General features: G+C 42.6%; 15 protein-coding genes. 6 read left to right on the top strand and 9 right to left on the bottom strand.

Features of this window, described 5'->3' with window-relative positions:
* Positions 1 to 30: 30 nt before the first annotated feature.
* On the top strand, positions 31 to 1,401 hold the full coding sequence (locus tag JOC27_RS11300) for a dipeptidase (RefSeq protein WP_205007408.1): 1,371 nt from the start codon (positions 31 to 33) through the stop codon (positions 1,399 to 1,401).
* A gap of 413 nt (positions 1,402 to 1,814) precedes the next feature.
* Here JOC27_RS11300 and acnA read toward each other — a convergent pair whose 3' ends face one another.
* The 7 genes from acnA to yneA all read right to left on the bottom strand — a co-directional run bounded on the left by acnA (position 1,815) and on the right by yneA (position 10,350).
* Positions 1,815 to 4,556, bottom strand: coding sequence for an aconitate hydratase AcnA (gene acnA / locus JOC27_RS11305; RefSeq protein WP_205007409.1), 2,742 nt, complete (start codon positions 4,554 to 4,556; stop codon positions 1,815 to 1,817).
* Positions 4,557 to 4,863: 307 nt separating this feature from the next.
* Positions 4,864 to 5,592, bottom strand: a complete 729-nt coding sequence (locus JOC27_RS11310; RefSeq protein ID WP_205007410.1) for a GntR family transcriptional regulator — start codon at positions 5,590 to 5,592, stop codon at positions 4,864 to 4,866.
* The gene (gene nagB / locus JOC27_RS11315; protein WP_205007411.1) at positions 5,589 to 6,341 is read right to left on the bottom strand and encodes a glucosamine-6-phosphate deaminase; all 753 of its coding nucleotides are present in this window, start codon (positions 6,339 to 6,341) and stop codon (positions 5,589 to 5,591) included. The genes JOC27_RS11310 and nagB overlap by 4 nt, the downstream gene beginning before the upstream one ends.
* 6 nt (positions 6,342 to 6,347) lie before the next feature.
* The gene (gene nagA, locus JOC27_RS11320) at positions 6,348 to 7,511 is read right to left on the bottom strand and encodes an N-acetylglucosamine-6-phosphate deacetylase (protein ID WP_205007412.1); all 1,164 of its coding nucleotides are present in this window, start codon (positions 7,509 to 7,511) and stop codon (positions 6,348 to 6,350) included.
* 66 nt (positions 7,512 to 7,577) lie between these two features.
* Complete coding sequence (locus tag JOC27_RS11325) at positions 7,578 to 8,486, bottom strand: Gfo/Idh/MocA family protein (protein ID WP_205007413.1); 909 nt, start codon at positions 8,484 to 8,486, stop codon at positions 7,578 to 7,580.
* A gap of 830 nt (positions 8,487 to 9,316) precedes the next feature.
* Positions 9,317 to 9,532, bottom strand: a complete 216-nt coding sequence (locus tag JOC27_RS11330; protein ID WP_205007414.1) for a YneF family protein — start codon at positions 9,530 to 9,532, stop codon at positions 9,317 to 9,319.
* A 491-nt stretch (positions 9,533 to 10,023) separates the two neighbouring features.
* Entirely contained in the window at positions 10,024 to 10,350 is a 327-nt protein-coding gene (gene yneA / locus JOC27_RS11335) for a cell division suppressor protein YneA (protein WP_205007415.1), read from the bottom strand.
* Between the two features lie 156 nt (positions 10,351 to 10,506).
* On the opposite strand from yneA, the gene lexA reads away from it, so the two are divergent.
* From lexA to JOC27_RS11350, 3 genes are all read left to right on the top strand, one after another.
* On the top strand, positions 10,507 to 11,118 hold the full coding sequence (lexA, locus tag JOC27_RS11340; RefSeq protein WP_239530277.1) for a transcriptional repressor LexA: 612 nt from the start codon (positions 10,507 to 10,509) through the stop codon (positions 11,116 to 11,118).
* A gap of 256 nt (positions 11,119 to 11,374) precedes the next feature.
* Positions 11,375 to 11,704, top strand: coding sequence for a phasin family protein (locus JOC27_RS11345; protein WP_205007417.1), 330 nt, complete (start codon positions 11,375 to 11,377; stop codon positions 11,702 to 11,704).
* 33 nt (positions 11,705 to 11,737) lie between these two features.
* Positions 11,738 to 13,417, top strand: a complete 1,680-nt coding sequence (locus JOC27_RS11350; protein WP_239530278.1) for an ABC1 kinase family protein — start codon at positions 11,738 to 11,740, stop codon at positions 13,415 to 13,417.
* 74 nt (positions 13,418 to 13,491) lie between these two features.
* Here the strand turns inward: JOC27_RS11350 and JOC27_RS11355 are convergent, their stop codons facing one another.
* Positions 13,492 to 14,088 carry a hypothetical protein gene (locus JOC27_RS11355; RefSeq protein ID WP_205007418.1) on the bottom strand — a complete coding sequence of 199 codons (597 nt, stop codon included), beginning with the start codon at positions 14,086 to 14,088 and terminating at the stop codon, positions 13,492 to 13,494.
* Between the two features lie 345 nt (positions 14,089 to 14,433).
* Between JOC27_RS11355 and JOC27_RS11360 the strand changes: the two genes are divergently transcribed.
* On the top strand, positions 14,434 to 16,161 hold the full coding sequence (locus JOC27_RS11360; RefSeq protein WP_205007419.1) for a pyruvate oxidase: 1,728 nt from the start codon (positions 14,434 to 14,436) through the stop codon (positions 16,159 to 16,161).
* Between the two features lie 127 nt (positions 16,162 to 16,288).
* On the opposite strand, the gene JOC27_RS11365 is transcribed toward JOC27_RS11360, so the two are convergent.
* On the bottom strand, positions 16,289 to 17,074 hold the full coding sequence (locus JOC27_RS11365; protein WP_205007420.1) for an alpha/beta fold hydrolase: 786 nt from the start codon (positions 17,072 to 17,074) through the stop codon (positions 16,289 to 16,291).
* A 197-nt stretch (positions 17,075 to 17,271) separates the two neighbouring features.
* Here JOC27_RS11365 and JOC27_RS11370 point away from each other — a divergent pair, with 197 nt between their 5' ends.
* Positions 17,272 to 17,442: a hypothetical protein gene (locus JOC27_RS11370; protein WP_205007421.1), complete on the top strand. Its 171-nt coding sequence runs from the start codon at positions 17,272 to 17,274 to the stop codon at positions 17,440 to 17,442.
* The last annotated feature ends 342 nt before the right edge of the window (positions 17,443 to 17,784 follow it).

The following is a 17,784-nucleotide window of genomic DNA, read 5'->3' on the forward strand; positions in this document are numbered from 1 at the left end:
TGTAAGATTAACATTCAGGGGGCATTTTCAATGGATCAGCAATTGAACGAGTATCTGCAAAAGAACCGTGACAGTTATCTGAAGCAGATGATTGATTTTCTTTCGATCCCGAGCATCAGCTCGGATTCGACGCATCGGGCCGATGTCCGCCATGCTGCCGATTGGCTTGCTAATAATTTAAGTGACGGCGGCTTGGAACACGTTTCAATTATGGAGACGGAAGGTCATCCAGTCGTTTATGCCGATTACCTGCATGATACGTCAAAGCCGACCGTCTTATGCTATGGTCACTATGATGTGCAACCCGTCGACCCGATTGATAAATGGACAACCGATCCGTTCAAACCGGAGATTAAAGATAATATTATCTATGGACGTGGCACAAGTGATGATAAGGGCCAGGTTTTTATGCTCGCAAAAATGGCGGAAACCATTCTTGCGGTAAAAGGCGATCTCCCGGTCAATATTAAATTCCTTTTTGAAGGTGAAGAAGAAATCGGTAGTGCCCATCTCGACGCCTTTGTCGACCAGCATATCGATTTGCTGAAAGCCGATGTCTTGCTCGTCTCGGATACAACGATGATTGGTTTGAACGAACCTGCCGTCTGCTACGGATTGCGTGGGCTTTGCGGTCTTGAGGTTCGACTGCACGGTGCAAAGGGTGATTTACATTCTGGGGTTTACGGCGGTGCTGTCCAGAATACCTTGCATGCTATGGTTGCGTTGATGGCATCACTGCACGAAAAAAGCGGAAAAATCGCCATTGAAAGTTTTTATGACGATGTTGCGCCATTAAGTGCGGATGAGAAAAAAACATGTGATGAACTGTCCAATGACACCGCATTGATGCAAGAATTGCATGTCAACGCGCTAGTCGGTGAACCGGACTATTCAACCGTCGCACGAATTTGGGCACGACCAACCGTTGAGATCAACGGACTATTCGGAGGGTTCGAGGGAGAGGGGCTGAAAACAGTTATCCCTTCAACAGCCACCGCAAAAATCACATGTCGTTTGGTCCCTGATCAAGACCCTGCTGTGATTGGCGCACTCATGAAAAGACACCTGCAAAAGCACCTGCCTGCTGGTGTCACTCTAGATGTGCAGCTCTTAGATCACGCCGAACCGTTTGCCATGCCGCTCAATCATCCGACATTGAAAGCGGCTGGTAAGGCACTAAAAGATGCTTTTGAAACGGAACCCATTTTTTCACGTCAAGGCGGTTCCGTACCGATTGTCAATACATTTCATAATAAATTAGGTACGGCTCCGGTACTGATGGGATTCGGACTTGATACAGAAAACTTCCATGCACCGAATGAGCATTTCCATCTTGCCAACTACGATCGCGGTCTTCGCGCGCTGATATCCTTTTTGTACGCACTTCCTGAAACCATGTAAAACATACAGAAAAGCCTTTCGAAGAATAAAATTCGAAAGGCTTTTCTTTTTACGCGACGAACAAGCAAAAGTCTGCGAAGCTTATCAAACATTTTGTTCCCGTAAGCGTCAGCCGCTGACGGAGTTTGTACGCAAATTTTTAAACAAGAAGCCGCTAAGAACGATTACTTGATCGGGTTAATATCATTTATAAAAGGACTGTCCGCGTACGGACAGTCCTTTTCAGATGAAGAAGATGAAAGGGAATCATACTTTATGAAGCGTTCTTACAGAGTTGCTTAATAAAACAAGCAAGACACATTGTCGCAATCTAATGTTTCCAATGGAACCGTCTCCCCCGAAGGATGCTCAATTGATGAAAGGCTTTCGTTCTCCTTCACAAATTAGTTTATCCAGATAGCTGAAACACATACTCAAATTTTTTCGTTTAATTTGCGACGCAGAATTGTCTGCAGAATGCCGCCATTTCGGTAATAATCAATTTCAACCTCGCTATCAAATCGCACAACGACGTCGAATGCTGTTGTTGTGCCGTCTTCACTCACCGCTTTGGCATGTAGAATCTGGCCCGGTTTAACTGTTTCATCGAGTGAAATCGTGATTTTTTCTTTACCCGTAAGGCCCAGTTTATCCGCATTCTTACCATCGACAAACTGGAGCGGCAACACGCCCATCATAACGAGATTACTTCGGTGAATCCGTTCAAAGCTCTCAACAATAACGGCTTTGATACCAAGCAGATTCGTTCCTTTAGCCGCCCAATCACGGGAACTACCCATCCCGTAATCCTTGCCGCCGAGCACGACCAAACCAACTCCGTTTTCTTTGTACTTCATTGCCGCATCATAAATCGGCATCACTTCCCCAGTTGGCCAATAGGTCGTATAGCCGCCTTCAGTACCCGGAGCAATCTGGTTACGGATACGTACATTGGCGAATGTTCCACGCATCATCACTTCATGATTGCCGCGGCGTGACCCATAGGAGTTGAAATCAACACGTTGGACATTATTGCCAAGCAGAAATTGTCCTGCTGGGCTTTTCGGCGCAATCGAGCCCGCTGGAGAAATATGATCAGTGGTTACGGAGTCTCCAAATTTTCCGATCACCTGTAAATCAAGCAACGGTTTAATTTCGTTAAGCTCCGCTGTAAGATTTTCAAAGAAAGGCGGATTCTGGATATATGTCGAATTTGGATCCCAATCGTAAAGCTCGCCTTCGCTCGTTTGAATCGCATTCCAACGATCATTCTCCGAAAAAACACGACCATACTCCTTTTCAAACATATCCGGCGTCACGGAACGGCTCATCAACTCGTCAATTTCATCGCTACTTGGCCAGATATCCTTGAAATAAACATCATTTCCATCTTTATCCTTACCAAATGAATCATGCGCCATATCAAAGTCCACCGTTCCAGCTAGAGCATAGGCGACTACAAGCGGTGGTGAAGCTAAATAATTTGCGCGAATCAATGGATGAATCCGGCCTTCAAAATTGCGGTTGCCCGATAATACAGCAGAGACTGTCAGGTCTTGATCGACAATCGCTTTTTCCACTTCGATTGGCAGCGGACCAGAATTACCGATGCACGTTGTACAACCATAGCCGACAAGGTTGAAACCAAGCTGATTCAAATAAGGGAAAAGTCCTGCTTTCTCCAAATAATCCGTCACAACTTTTGATCCTGGCGCCAAACTTGTTTTGACATAGCTTGGAACAGTCAGCCCTTTTTCCACAGCCTTCTTCGCGACGAGGCCTGCTCCAATCATAACGCTCGGGTTGCTTGTATTTGTACAGCTTGTTATCGCCGCAATAACAACAGCACCTGTGCTGAGCGCCGTTTCTTTACCATCCGAATGCTTGACAATAGATGATTTGCTCAATTCATCCTTGCCCAATCCAAAACCGTGATTGCCAGCTGGTCGTGTCAGTGAAGCCTCAAATTCCTCTTTGAGGTGGTCGATCGCAATCCGATCCTGAGGACGCTTAGGTCCTGATACAGAAGGCTGAACATCGGAAAGATCCAAATCAATCACTTTTGTAAAATTCGGTTCTTCAGAGTCTGGACGATAAAAAAGACCGTTTGCCTCACAATAATCTTTAACAAGTTGCACCTGCTGACCAGAACGTCCGGTTAGTGCAAGATAGTTCAGAGTGACCTGATCAACTGGGAAGAAGGTGGCTGTTGCACCGTTCTCCGGCGACATATTCGAAATCGTTGCGCGATCTGCAAGCGACATCTGTGAGAGGCTCGGTCCGAAAAATTCGACAAACTTGCCGACAACACTCTCTTCACGAAGTATCTGTGTGACACGAAGCGCAAGATCTGTCGCTGTTGTTCCTTCTGGAAGCTGACCGGTAATACGGACACCGATCACTTCAGGCACAGGAAAATAAGAAGGCTGACCAAGCATGCCGGCCTCAGCTTCGATACCACCGACACCCCACCCTAAGACGCCGAGTCCGTTGATCATTGTCGTGTGAGAATCCGTGCCGACAAGGGTATCCGGATAAGCAATAGGGGTTCCATCAGCCTCTTCAGATTGAAGCACAACCGATGCCAGGTATTCTAAATTAACCTGATGGACAATACCTGTCGCTGGCGGCACCGCGCGGAAATTCTGAAAAGATTTCTGCGCCCACTTCAAAAATTTATAACGTTCACTGTTTCGTTCAAATTCGCGATCCATATTGAATTTTAGCGCATCGTTGCTCGCAAAACGATCGACTTGAACGGAGTGATCAACAACAAGATCAACGGGTTTCTCCGGGTTGATTTTCGCGGGATCGCCACCGAGATCAGCCATCGCCTTGCGGAGTGACGCCAGATCAACCACTGCCGGGACGCCGGTAAAATCTTGCAGGACAATACGTGCAGGATTAAAAGGGACATCGATGCTCCGATCCAGCTTGCTTGTCCCCCACCTTGCCAGGTTTTCAACATGTTCCTTTTTTATCGTCGATCCATCGCACTGTCGTAAAACCGCTTCCAATAAAACTTTTATTGAATAGGGAAGCTTACCAATGTCACCGTATGATTGCAACGCATTCAGCTGGTAGTACGTATACGCTTTACCGCCGCTCGAAAAAGTTTGACGTGCATGAAACATATCATTCTGTCCCGCAGCCTTTCTGTCTGCCGTCGTTGCCATCTCGACACCCTCTCAACATTTTCATTTTTATTAACCTAGCTTTATCTTATCGGAAACCGCTTCATATGTAAAATTAATAAACCGTAAGCAGGTATATCAGTTAAATTTGGCATAGCCAACTCCTATTTCCAGCAGAAGTCCTATACTTTTTTTCTCATAAGAAAAACTTGGCTCAACGCCAAGTCATTTTTTCATTGAATATGTTCCGTTATGCTGTTTCCGCAAGGCAGCAAAACGCCTTCGCTGCATTTTTAGTTTTTCTTTAGAAAAAGCAAGGAGAGTAGCAAATCCCCTAAGGCGTAAGGGTTCAGCGCCGTGGAATAGAGAGCGTAAATTTATAGCGATCGGCCCGGTAGAGCGACTGAGTATACTCGAGACGTTCGCCGCTCCTTGAAAATGTGAGACGCCCAATAAGCAGTATCGGTAAATTCTCTGGTATTTCAAGCAACTCCGCTTCTTTCTTGCTGACAAGTACCGCTTCAAATGATTGCTCAGCATGATCAATAGCAAAACCCAATTTTTGTTCAAAATAATCATAAAGCGAATGCTCCATGTCCGCAGCGGTGAGATTGGGCACAATGGCTGACGGGACAAATGAAGTATCAATTGCCAATGACTCATGGTTGGCACGCCGAATTCTTTTTATGATAAAAATGGGATCACCTACATCCAACCCGAGAAATCTAGAAGTCCTTTCATCGGCTAGGACCTTTTTGAATTCAAGAAGCTTACTTGTAGGGTTCAAACCGCGCAACCGCATATCTTCTGAAAATCCATTAACGCTGTTGAGTTGCTTCTCGATTTTCTGGTCACCGGAAATGAATGTGCCCTTACCTTTTATCCGGATCAGCACGCCGGCATTGACAAGATTTGAAAGTGCCTGGCGCACGGTCATTCGTGAGACTTGAAAACGTTCCGTCAGTTCGCGTTCTGTCGGAATCTGTTCGCCCGCTTTCAATTGTTTCTGATCGATAAGCTTTTTTAAATATTGTTCAATCTGGTAGTACACAGGTACCGGCGATTGACGGTCAATCATTCAGTTGCTCCTGCCTTTATTTTTGATTTAGAGAGGGCTTCTCGATCAGCAATCACAGTCACATCGGGATGCATCAGCAGTGCCGAAGCTGGAAAAGCTGGATCCGGTCCATTTAGCGATAAGAGCCTTCCCATCGCATCGGCTTTGCTGCTTCCCGATACAATCAACAAGATTGCTCTACTTTTCAAAATGGTGCCGATGCCCATTGTAATCGCTTGTTTTGGAACTTCTTCCTCAGAATGAAAATAGCGAGCATTCGCTTTCCTTGTAGATTCGGATAATTTGACAAGATGGGTGCCCGCATCAAAAGGCGTGCCAGGTTCGTTAAAGCCGATATGTCCGTTACGGCCAATTCCCAGTAATTGCAAATCGATACCGTTCAGTTCATTGATCATGCGATCATAGCGAACACACGCATCACTTGGAGAAGAAGCTATTCCATCCGGCAAATGGCAATTGTCAAAAGATATATCTATTTTATCAAATAAATTTTGTTTCATGTACATTCGGTAACTATTCGGATCCGCTGAGGACAAGCCGACATATTCATCCAGATTCACTGTTCGGACATTTCTAAAACTTATCGCCTTCTTGTTATATTCTTCTACAAGCAAGCGATACGTTTCCTTCGGTGTACCCCCCGTGGCTAGCCCAAGAACGAGTTTCGGATTACGGCGAACCGCATCACCGATTTGTTTTGCAGCGTATGCGCTCATTTCTGCGGCATCTTTGACACAAATCAATTTCATTTGTATTCAGTCCTTTTTTTGATAAGATAAGATCCCTTTACAAAAAGTCATAACTAATTGATTTTTTTCGTTAAGAATAATAAAATCCGCATCTTTGCCAACCGTTATCGAACCTTTCCGATCAGCTACGCCGCATTGACGGGCAGGATTAATCGCGCCCATTTGAATAACATCTTCAAGTGTCGCGTCGGTAAAGGACATGATGTTTCGAAAAGCCTCATCCATTTTCAAAACACTGCCGGCAATCGTACCAGAATCAAGCAAGGCCAAGCCATCTTTAACATGCACAGGTTGACCGCCTAAATCGTAGGTGCCGTTTTTTAAGCATTTTGCCCGCATGGCGTCAGTTATTAAAATAATCCGGTCACTGCCCTTTAGCTGGTAGGCGAGTCGAACCACTTCTTTGCAGACATGACGTCCGTCACATATCAATTCATTATAAAGCTCATGATGAAGCAACGCGCCGCCGACTATCCCCGGCTGCCGATGGTGCAGTCCACGCATGCCGTTGAACACATGGGTCACCTGCGAGGCACCTGCAACAATGGCCTGAAGCAGATCTTTTTCACCTCCATCACTATGTCCGATTGAGGCAATGACATGCTTCTCATGGAGATGGCGGATGAAATCAAGTGCACCTTCTGTTTCCGGAGCCAGTGTGACTTCTCGAATGGCTCCCTTTGCTATTTCTTGCCAATGATCGAAACAGGCTTTATCCGGAGGAATGATATATTTCTCGGGCTGGGCACCAGCTCTCTTATTATTTATAAAAGGTCCTTCAAGGTGAATACCGATTATCTCAGCCTCGCCTTCTTTTTGATGACCGATAACTGATGCAGCGTTCTCAAGTGCTTCTTCAATTGCTTTTTTCGACTGTGTTATTGTTGTAGCAAGAAATGCTGTTGTACCTTCTGCTGGCAATGCTGAGGCAATTGTACGCAATGCTTCAGGCGTCGCATCCATCGTATCCGCACCTTTAGCCCCATGAATATGCATATCAATCATTCCGGGGATACAGCGGTAACTTTTCGGAAAATGATAGACCGTTTCCAGAGTATGATGGCTTGTTTGCCCAACATCCGTAATCTTGCCAGCTTCAAATGTTAAATTTCCTTCAGGGATCCATTCGTTCCCCGAGTAAATCGCACAACCTGTGATTTTTCCTGTCATCACCAATCACCCCTTGTTAAATTATACTTTCTTTCGGTATATATGTCTAGACATATATACCGAACATTAATAACTTGCTTCATGATAGAGCAATTCACAAAGATGATGTGTTTCCAAAGCATCCGCTTCAGGGATCAGCAATGGATCCCGATCCTTTACGGTTTTCAAAAAAGCGGAAACAGCCGTTTCAAACCCTCTTTTATAGAGTGTTGTGTCCCAATCACCATAAGACAACTTGACCTCTTCACGTGATTTAATCCATCGACAATCGGTTAAATTGCGAATGCGGTATTCCCCTTCAGGCGACATTACTTGAAGCAATTCTTCATTCGTCCCACTGACTCGATTCATCACAGCAATCGCCGAACAATTTTCAAATTGAATGGCAGCCGTCAGACTCGTATATTTATTCTCACCGTTCTTCGTCGCATGAACAGACAGCTTCTTTAATTGGTGTTCCCCTGCAATGAAACGCACGGAATCAATAACATGAATGAAGTCACCAAAAATAAAAGGACGTAAATCCAGTGGATCGTTTGTCCTGTTCTTCTGCAAAATGATGAACGTTTTCCCCTCTAATTTAGCCGCTTGCTGATAAAAAGGAGCAAAACGCCGATTAAATCCAGTCATCAACGGCACTTGTTCTTGCTTGGCAAGCTCAGTCAGGCGCCTTGACTGCTGATAATTATCAGCAATCGGTTTGTCCGTGAAAACAGCAATATGATGCCGAATCAATTGTTCGATAATCAACGGATGCGCGGCCGTTGCTGCATGGACAAAAGCTGCTTCTATGCCGCTATTAATTAAATCGTTCAGATCTTGATACAGATACTTAAAGCGATACTTTTGTTTGAGCATGTCCAAAGTGTTGGGGTTTCGTGTGCAAAAATGTATCGTGTCGCCAGACATCGCAGCATAAATCGGCAAATATGCCTTCTTCGCAATTGAGCCAACTCCGATAACTCCAATTTTCAATAGTCCTCGCCACCCATTCTGTTTCATTTCAATAAAACGCTTTCTATTTCTAATTATAGTCCATTTATGGTGACAAAACAGATAGATAAATGAGAAAAAAAGCGCACAAAAAAAGCTCTGAAGGCATCATCTAGCAATGAAGCTTCAGAACTCGCCGAATTTTATTGATTTTTTTCTTTTAATCCGTCTCTTCCTCAACATCCTCTGTATCATTTTTACTTGGAATGAGTTCCGTTTGATTTAAAATATCATCAACCAAGCTTTCAATTTCTTCTTTTGTCTTTAACCACATAAACGTCCCCCCGATTTGATCGATTTCATACGTATCATTTCCAACGGGATCGTTGCCTATACAGAGCAACTGACTTTCAAATGCAATTTATTGGTCCTTCTATTAATTGAATAAGAAAGTATACGTTTTTAAAAAAATCATTTTGATTCGAGTAAGAACTGTCTCATTGAAAACCTTTATCGTTATTTGCGTGCAACATTAGTTCATTACCGCTAATAAATTTTTTGGTGCACTCGTAGAGAAAAAATGAAAATCTCGATCAGACGTTTTTTTCATAAGCAAAATCGAAACAGAGTGAGTGCTTTTATTCCTATATTTTATTATAGTCTGATATTTCTGTCTCTGCCATCAATTTTGGAAATTTATATGAAATACTTTCATTGACGGAACAGCTGTATCTGTACTACCCGCAGGCGTCTCGCACCTCGCTGTATTTTTGTGCGAAAAACTTTCTTCTTAAATAAAAATCACCGTTTTCTTTAGCTCTATTGAGCCACAGAAACGGCGATTGATAAAAAACAAATTATCGAATTACTTGTCACTTCATCTGATTATTAATCGATTTCATCATCTGATTGAGTTTCTTCTGCGATGGGTGCTGCCCCATTTGGGACATCATCACACGAAGCATTTGTTCATTAATCGGCGGATTTTTCTTTAAATAGTCCATCATATATTTACGGGCAATAAAGAACCCAAGCACAACACCTATCGCCAAGCAGACGATACCGATCAGTATGTATAGCCACAGCATAAGACTGTTACCTCCTTATATAAATATTCCGTCTTTCAGTTTACACTATCGGCCAAAAGCAGGTCAACCACTCCATCAAGTTTATGCAAATTATTATTATTCAATCGCTTGAATTCATCCATATTTTTTATATCCTTAATAACCTTGGCTATTGTCTGGTTCATTTCTGCTGAAGGAAATACTAAGACATTTTGATCGAAAGCAAAATTACATCAAATAAGAGTCCAAAATATAAAAAAAAGAAAGCTTAAAGTCCCATCTGAGAACAGCTTTCTTCTGAAGGAGGATGAAATATAAACCTACGGTGAAAGGCAAGGTAATCACCGAAGGAAATTTCCAAATATATTAATCGGTGCCCTGAAAAAGAGACACACGCGATTAACCATGATTTACAAGTAATCCCATTGTATCAAAACAATATCATTGTAACTCCCTTTGTTATATAACAGTATAGCAAAAAAAAAAGCTCTTGTATAGCTATTGAGCTTAATTTATTGTTTTTTATTCTTTCCTATATGATCCTTCAACACCGGAATGATTAACCGTTGATCAGGTACAATTTGATCCCCATTTATTCCGTTTTTACCTTCTACCCATTTAACAAAGGCCACATTTGAAAGATGGTTTGTTTCGCCGCGATATCGATTGGCAATTTTCCATAAGTTATCACCTTGTTGGACATGAATGACCTGATAATCCCTGTTATTATCAGCAATTACGTTATTGGTAAGACTAAAAAAGGCAATTGCAGTAAGGACAAATAAAATTAACCAAGAATAACTTTTCGTCATTATATGTCTGTTGAAAATTCTAATCATCAAGATAGCCCCCTCGAGCGTTCATATGTTCTCGCAAACATCTGTTCGTATATATGATATTGCGAACAGATGTTTGTGTCAAGAGCTCGAACAGATGTTTGTGTTTTCTCAACACAGATGCTATAATTTGGATAAGAAGTGTAAAGGGGTATGCTCATGAGACTCTCAACGCGACAGCAATCCATCTTAGATTTTATCAAACATGAAGTATCAACTAAGGGCTATCCACCGTCTGTGCGCGAAATCTGCGATGCCGTTGGCTTAGCTTCAAGCTCTACTGTCCACGGACATTTGGAACGGCTTGAAAAAAAAGGCTTGATTCGGCGTGACCCAACAAAACCACGTGCGATAGAAATTTTAGATGAGGACAACGATCGGCTTCGCGAGAAGGTTGTCCAAATACCGGTTATTGGCAAAGTCACAGCCGGTATGCCTATTAGTGCCATCGAGAACATCGAAGAATATTTCCCGGTTCCTGAATCAATGGTTGAAGATAGCGACGTCTTTATTTTGAACGTCCAAGGTGAAAGCATGATTAATGCTGGTATTCTTGATGGTGACAAAGTTATTGTTCGTCAACAGCGCACCGCTGAAAACGGTGAGATCGTGGTTGCGATGACGGATGAGGATGAGGCTACTGTCAAGCGTTTCTTTAAGGAAAAAGACTATATCAGACTTCAACCCGAGAATCCTACCATGGATCCGATTATCCTTGACAATTGCACGATTCTTGGCAAAGTTATTGGTGTTTTCCGCTCGATTCAATGATGAAAATTCAGCCGCAAAAATCGCATGACACATGTGATTTTTGCGGCTCTTTTTCATAAGTGGCATATAATACTGTGCTAAGATATGGCGCAGACATTCGAACACCAACGGGAAAAATAAAACACGGGAGCTAAACAGGTACTCGCCAGTCTGAGGAATCCCCAGCTGCATCCCCGCCCAGAGAATTTTTATACTTTCCGTCTCGATTTGGGGTAAACTAGAAGAAAGGCAATGATCTATAAAAGGAGTGGTTCTGATGAATGAACAGATCAAGAAAATCTTTCTTGCCGGTTTAGGAGCGACATTATTAAGTAAGGAAAAGGCCACCCAATTTTTGAGCGATCTCTCGAAGAGTGGCAGTGTGGCCGCGAATGAAACGAAAAACTTTGTCGACAAACTAGCTGATCAGGGACAAACAAAAAAAGATCAATTACAAGATGACATGAAAATCGCCATAAAAGGCTCCATAGAAGAACTCGGTTTTGTTACTAAAGAAGACTACCAGGCATTAAAAGCACAAGTTGCTGCACTCGAAGAAAAACTGACCATCCTTTCTGGTTCCGAGGCTTCAGAGTCCGATAAATAAGCGCATGTGCTTGTGCACAGTCAGGTGAGACAGATGATAAGCAAAAGGATCAGACATATTAAACGTTATCAGGAAATCGTAGCTGTCCTCGTTAAATACGGGTTTGGTTACATTGTCAAAGACGTTGGTCTCTTTCACTTGCTCTCATTACCGAAACAAATCATTTCTGATTTTTCCACAGAGAGTGCATCTTCTGCGCCGCTTGCAGCCAAAATTCGCGCAATGCTGGAAGAGTTGGGACCGACTTTTATTAAGCTCGGTCAAATGCTCAGTCTGCGATCCGACATCATCCCGGAGCAGATCGCTGATGAATTGCGTAAGCTTCAGGATTCAGTGACCCCAATCGATCCGGAGCAAATTGAAAAAACCATCGTGGAACAGTTAGGAGCGCCTGTTTCAGAGGTCTTCGCATCATTCGAAAAGGATTGTTTTGCAGCCGCGTCGATTGCTCAAGTGCATCGCGCGGTTCTCCACTCTGGAGAGCGGGTTATTATCAAAGTCCGCCGACCAGAAATTGAAGCCATCATAAATAACGACATTGAAATTCTTTGGGATTTAGCTTCACTTGTTGAGAAGCGCTACGTTTGGGCTAGAGAACTTCAATTGACAGAGATTGTTGACGAATTCTCAAATGCCATTCGCAACGAAATCGACTATTTCCGTGAAGGCAGAAACGCAGAAAAAATCCGTGACTATTTCTCAAATAATGCTTCAGTGATTATACCAAAAATCTATTGGGACTATTCAACGCATCAATTGCTTACAATGGAGCAAATTCAAGGGATGAAATTCGGTGAATTGATTAACGCATCACCGGATTCTGTAAATAAAAAACTGATTGCCGAACGAATCGTCCGATCTTTTCTCGATCAGGCGCTTGATGCCGGCGTCTTCCATGGCGATCCGCATCCAGGCAACTTCTTCTTCTTTCCAGACAATAAAATTTGTTATATTGATTTTGGTCAGGTGGGCGTGTTAAGCGAAGAGATGAAATTTCATTTTTCAAGCCTTATCATCGGACTGATGCGCGGGGATACTGAAATGCTGCAACGCACCCTATTTGAGATGTCGCCAACACCGGATAAACTGGACGAACGTCAATTTCAAATGGATCTGACAGCACTGCGCGATCAATACTATGAATTGCCTTTTCGTGACGTTCACATTGGCAAAGTCGTGCATGATGTCTTTCAATTAACAAACAAGCATCATATTGTCATTCCTACCAATTATACGCTGCTCGGTAAAGCTCTGATTACGCTCGAAGGCATGATTAATCAACTGGATAACGCAATAAGTATTCTTGAACTCGCCGAACCTTATGGCCGAAAATTGCTAATCGAACGTTTGGACCCACAGCGTCTTGCGAAGAAATGGTCGCGCTCGCTATTTCAAGCGCTCACCCATTCAGTGCAGCTTCCTTCCCTATTAACGAAGACACTTAAGCATTTAAATACCGGTAAAACACATGTTGAAATGGAATTACCACAACTCGATTTACTGCTTTCCAAACTGGACCGAGTAGCAAATCGCATTTCGTTCAGTATCATCCTACTTGCCTTCAGCATTATTCTTTGCGGCTTAATTATCGGCGAAACGATGGGCGCGCACCCATTCTTAAGTCAGATACCCGTGCTGGATATTGCTGTGACGATTAGCTTGATTATGTTTTTCATCGTACTGCTTGCCATCTTTCGATCTGGAAAGTTTTGAATGACCCCTTCATCTATAGTGCTCGTGCCTAAAAAGAAAAAGCATTTTTGCAAAATTTTAGCAGACAGATTCCATTAATATGTGGGTCGACTGACGACGAGATGAAAGCTTTGTTGACTGACGGTTGTGTCAATCTTTGCTGCATCGAGAAGCGTTTCTTTCTGCGCGCGCAAAACTTCTTCTTGCGATTTTCCTATCATTTTTAAACGTCGATCCAATTTTGCCGCAAGCCCGGCTATCTGCTCGGGATCAATTGCTCGACTCGCCATAAATAAAGTCGCCAAGCGATGGTTATCTGGTTCCAAGGTTTGCCATACAGCGCCTGCTTCGTTTGAGATCATTCGACAGCTCATCCTCTCCCCTGCTTCAACGATTGCTGCCAGTACATCCTGTCTCTCAGGCGAAATCGCTGCCACTTTCAATCTCATTTCATTAAGCATGCGCGCATCGATTTTCCACGCCCTTTGTTGAAAGGGATAATCTGATTTTAATTGTCTAAGTAGCCTTGCCGACCCTGTACACGCGATCAGTTGAGAAGCCGACAGCCTCATATAACTTGGCTTTCTTCCTGGAATCACTTTAAAGGACCCCTCAGCTGTTTCATCAATCAGATAGCTGTCACTAACAATCGTTGCCCAGTTCGGATCGGCAACAATACTGACAAAGCTCACTTCAATCACCCCGAAATTTTCATTGAATTCTACTCTAATTATAATCAAATCTTCCCCAAAAAGCAGACAGTTTGTTACAAACCTTTTTTAATCCCTATTAAAATTTGCTACGCTTTCAATTATTTATCGCTCGCTTGGCTGCAATCGCATGCCTATAAGGGCTGAATGGTTTTGCTCAGTTTTTATTAAAGAATTATGTATTTTTCAAGCATTATTATTTTCTTTTTGGAATTAATGTCATAAAATAGACTCGTAAGGTTCATTAGATTGTCACACATATAAAAATATAGAACTTGAACCACGGCTTAATTTGTGTTTCAAGAGATTTTGGAGGAGGAATTTTCAATGGGAAAGATCAAGGCAAGTGAAGCAGTTGTCCAATTATTTGAGAATTGGGGAATCGATCATATCTATGGAATACCTGGCGATTCCATTGACACAATGGTCGAGGCACTCCGTAAGAAGGAAAGCAAGATCAAATTTTATCAGGTAAGACACGAAGAAGTTGCTTCGCTAGCAGCTGCTGCTTATGCGAAACTAACGGGAAAAATCGGCGTATGTCTCGCAATTGGCGGTCCTGGTGCTGTCCATATGCTAAATGGGATGTATGATGCAAAAATGGATCATGTGCCGATGCTTGTTCTTGTCGGACATATTCCATCACGACTGACCGGTACTGATTATTTTCAAGAAGTTAATACCGTTGAGTTGTTCAAGGATGTCGCAGTTTTCAATAAAGAAATTACGAGCGCGGAAAGTTTTCCTGCCGTTGTTAATCAAGCGATCCGTACTGCCTACCAAGAACGCGGCGTCGCCGTACTGTCGATTCCAGATGATATTCCGCTCGGCGAGATTTCTGATCAAGCCGCACAGCTTTCGACAGTTTTTGAAAAGAAAATCCCTGGTCTCGTTGAAAATGATTTAAGTGAAGCAGTCGCTCTAATCAACACGGCGCAGAATCCGGTTATTCTTGCTGGAGTTGGTGCCAAAGGCGCTCGAAGTGAATTACGTGCATTTGCTGAACGCATCTCGGCGCCTGTTGCCGTCACGCTCCCTGGCAAAGGTGCACTTTCAGATGATCATCCGAATTTCATCGGCAATATCGGTAAAATCGGAACGAAGCCCGCTTATGAGGCAATGAAGAGTGCTGACTTACTGATTATGATTGGCACAGACTACCCGTATGCGGCTTACCTTCCGGAAGGGGCAAGATGTGTCCAAATCGATATCGACCCGGTTCATATTGGAAAAAGATATTCCGTTACAGTCGGCATTGTCGGTGATGCTGCCGAAGCATTAAACTATCTCAATCAGCACGTTACCCCTGTTGCGGATCGTCCATTTCTTGAGACATGCCAAGAACGGATGACCAAATGGTGGAAATGGATGAACGAGGATCAAGCGAATGTCAAGACACCGATTGCGCCTCAGGCCGTTATGGCTGCGATTCAGGATATAGCCGAAGATAACGCGGTTTTCTCCGTTGATGTCGGTACGTCAACGGTTTGGTCAACTCGTTATCTTCATGTCACGAATCAGAAATTTATCGTTTCCGCATGGCTCGGAACAATGGGTTGCGGACTTCCAGGCGCGATGGCTGCAAAACAAGCTTTCCCGGATCGTCAGGCGATTGCCATTTGTGGCGACGGTGCATTCTCAATGGTGATGCAAGATTTTGTTACAGCCGTAAAATACAAATGGCCAATTATCGTTGTCGTTCTTAACAATAAACAATTATCGTTCATCAAATATGAACAGCAATCAGCCGGTCAGTTGAATTATGGTATTGACTTACATGATATTGATTACGCAAAATTTGCCGAAGCTTGTGGTGGCAAAGGGTTCCGTGTTGAAAAATACGAAGATCTCGACAAAGCATTTGCCGCTGCAAAAGAATCCACTGTTCCTGTCATCCTTGATGTAGCTGTTAATCCGGATGCCGCGCCACTACCAGGTAAAATTGTTAAAGATGAAGTCAAAGGTTACGCTACTTTTGCAGCGAAATCCGCGCTTGAAAACCACAAAATGGAAAAAATGCCGCCGATGAAAGATGTAGTTAGACATCTATTATAAGCGCAGTTCAACTAAATAATTTATTATAGAAAAAGAAGATCACTTATTTTGTGATCTTCTTTTTTGATATGTTTTGACGCCCATACTTCTTGAGTCGTGAAAAATTAGAATCGAGTCAACTATTTCTCTAACGTAGATTTTGTTCTGAAAGAAATTGCAAAACAATCGAGTTAAACGCATGATACCAGCGCATGGGTAGCTGGTGCTTTCCCCCATCGATGAATACAATCTCGGTCTTTTGTAAGGGAGCAAAATACTTTTTATGCATTGAAATATAGAATTCTTTTGTACCGTATATAACTAAAATTGGTAAATCATTTAATTCATGCAGTTTATTTACTACATCAAAGCGTCTACCCGCTATGTATAAGTCTTTAACGGTCTCAGTATCTGCCCTCATTCCATATGTGTAAAGATTTTCTTGATCTTCATCTGTTACCTTGTGGCTTTTTGCCAAAAAATTGCTCAACAAATTTTTCATCTTAAATTGCATCAATAAGATACCAAAGTTATATATTCGGGCTAAAAGCCATGATTCAACTTTTGGATAACCTCCTGACAATATGAGTGCTGCTATATTATCTCTATATTTTAAAGCATAGGATAAAGCTAAGACACCACCATTTGAATATCCGACAATGGTTGGCGTTTTAATTTCAAGATAATCAATTAATTTTTTCAAATCATCAATATGTGTTTGAATGGTACCGATAGAATTATTTGGTTTGATGTGTGTACTCTGCCCATGTCCCCTACAATCGTAGAAAATCACTTCATATTTTTCAGTTAATTTTCTTTGATACGTAAAAACAACATGACCCATAAGCGGCGGATGAATAAATACGATTGGTCTTCCACTGCCAAACCGTTCATAATAAATTTTCACTCCATCTGATAATTGGAAATAAGCCATAAAACTTCAGTTCCTTTTTCATTTAATACATTTACTATGTGTTTTAAGAAGCTAAATTATCAATTGCTATTCCTTTTTTAAGGCTATATCGTAAAAATTGGCTCTGTCTATCTTGGCAACTTCCTAATTTTTCATCACATATTTTCAGCTCTTTTACCCAAAATAACTTACGTACCACAATTTATGGAGGTGCTGTTATGGGGAAAAATAATGGTTTTCTACAACTGATTGCCACTTTTGGGGCTGTAACTGCGGCCATTATGATGGTCAAAAATAACAAAATGTTATCGCAGTGGATAAATCAGCCGATGCAACAAGCAGGAAAAGCTGTTGAGTCCGTTACGAGCGCTTTTAGTCCCCAGGGCTAATCAACTTCACCATCATGCGAATAATCCCTAAGCTAAATGCTTAGGGATTATTTCGTAAAATGGTGCAGATCCCTAATTAACCTAGAAACTTGGTTTCTCAAGGCTATTACCATCCAGACAACTTGAATGAACAGATCAATATTGATACACAAGCTACTCAAGCTGCGATAAATATACCACAAGCCTAAAAAACTTAACTCTATTATTTCTCCTCGGAACAACACGCATCAATAGATGTGTGTTGTTCTTTAGTGCGCCCGGCATGGGTGACAGCTAGGCGGTGAAAGTCCGCTACAGGCTTGGCAGTAGGAACTGTTAGCTGAGGACAAGGGTGTCTGCCGC

Source organism: Sporolactobacillus spathodeae (genome assembly GCF_016908935.1).
Classification (GTDB): domain Bacteria; phylum Bacillota; class Bacilli; order Bacillales; family Sporolactobacillaceae; genus Sporolactobacillus; species Sporolactobacillus spathodeae.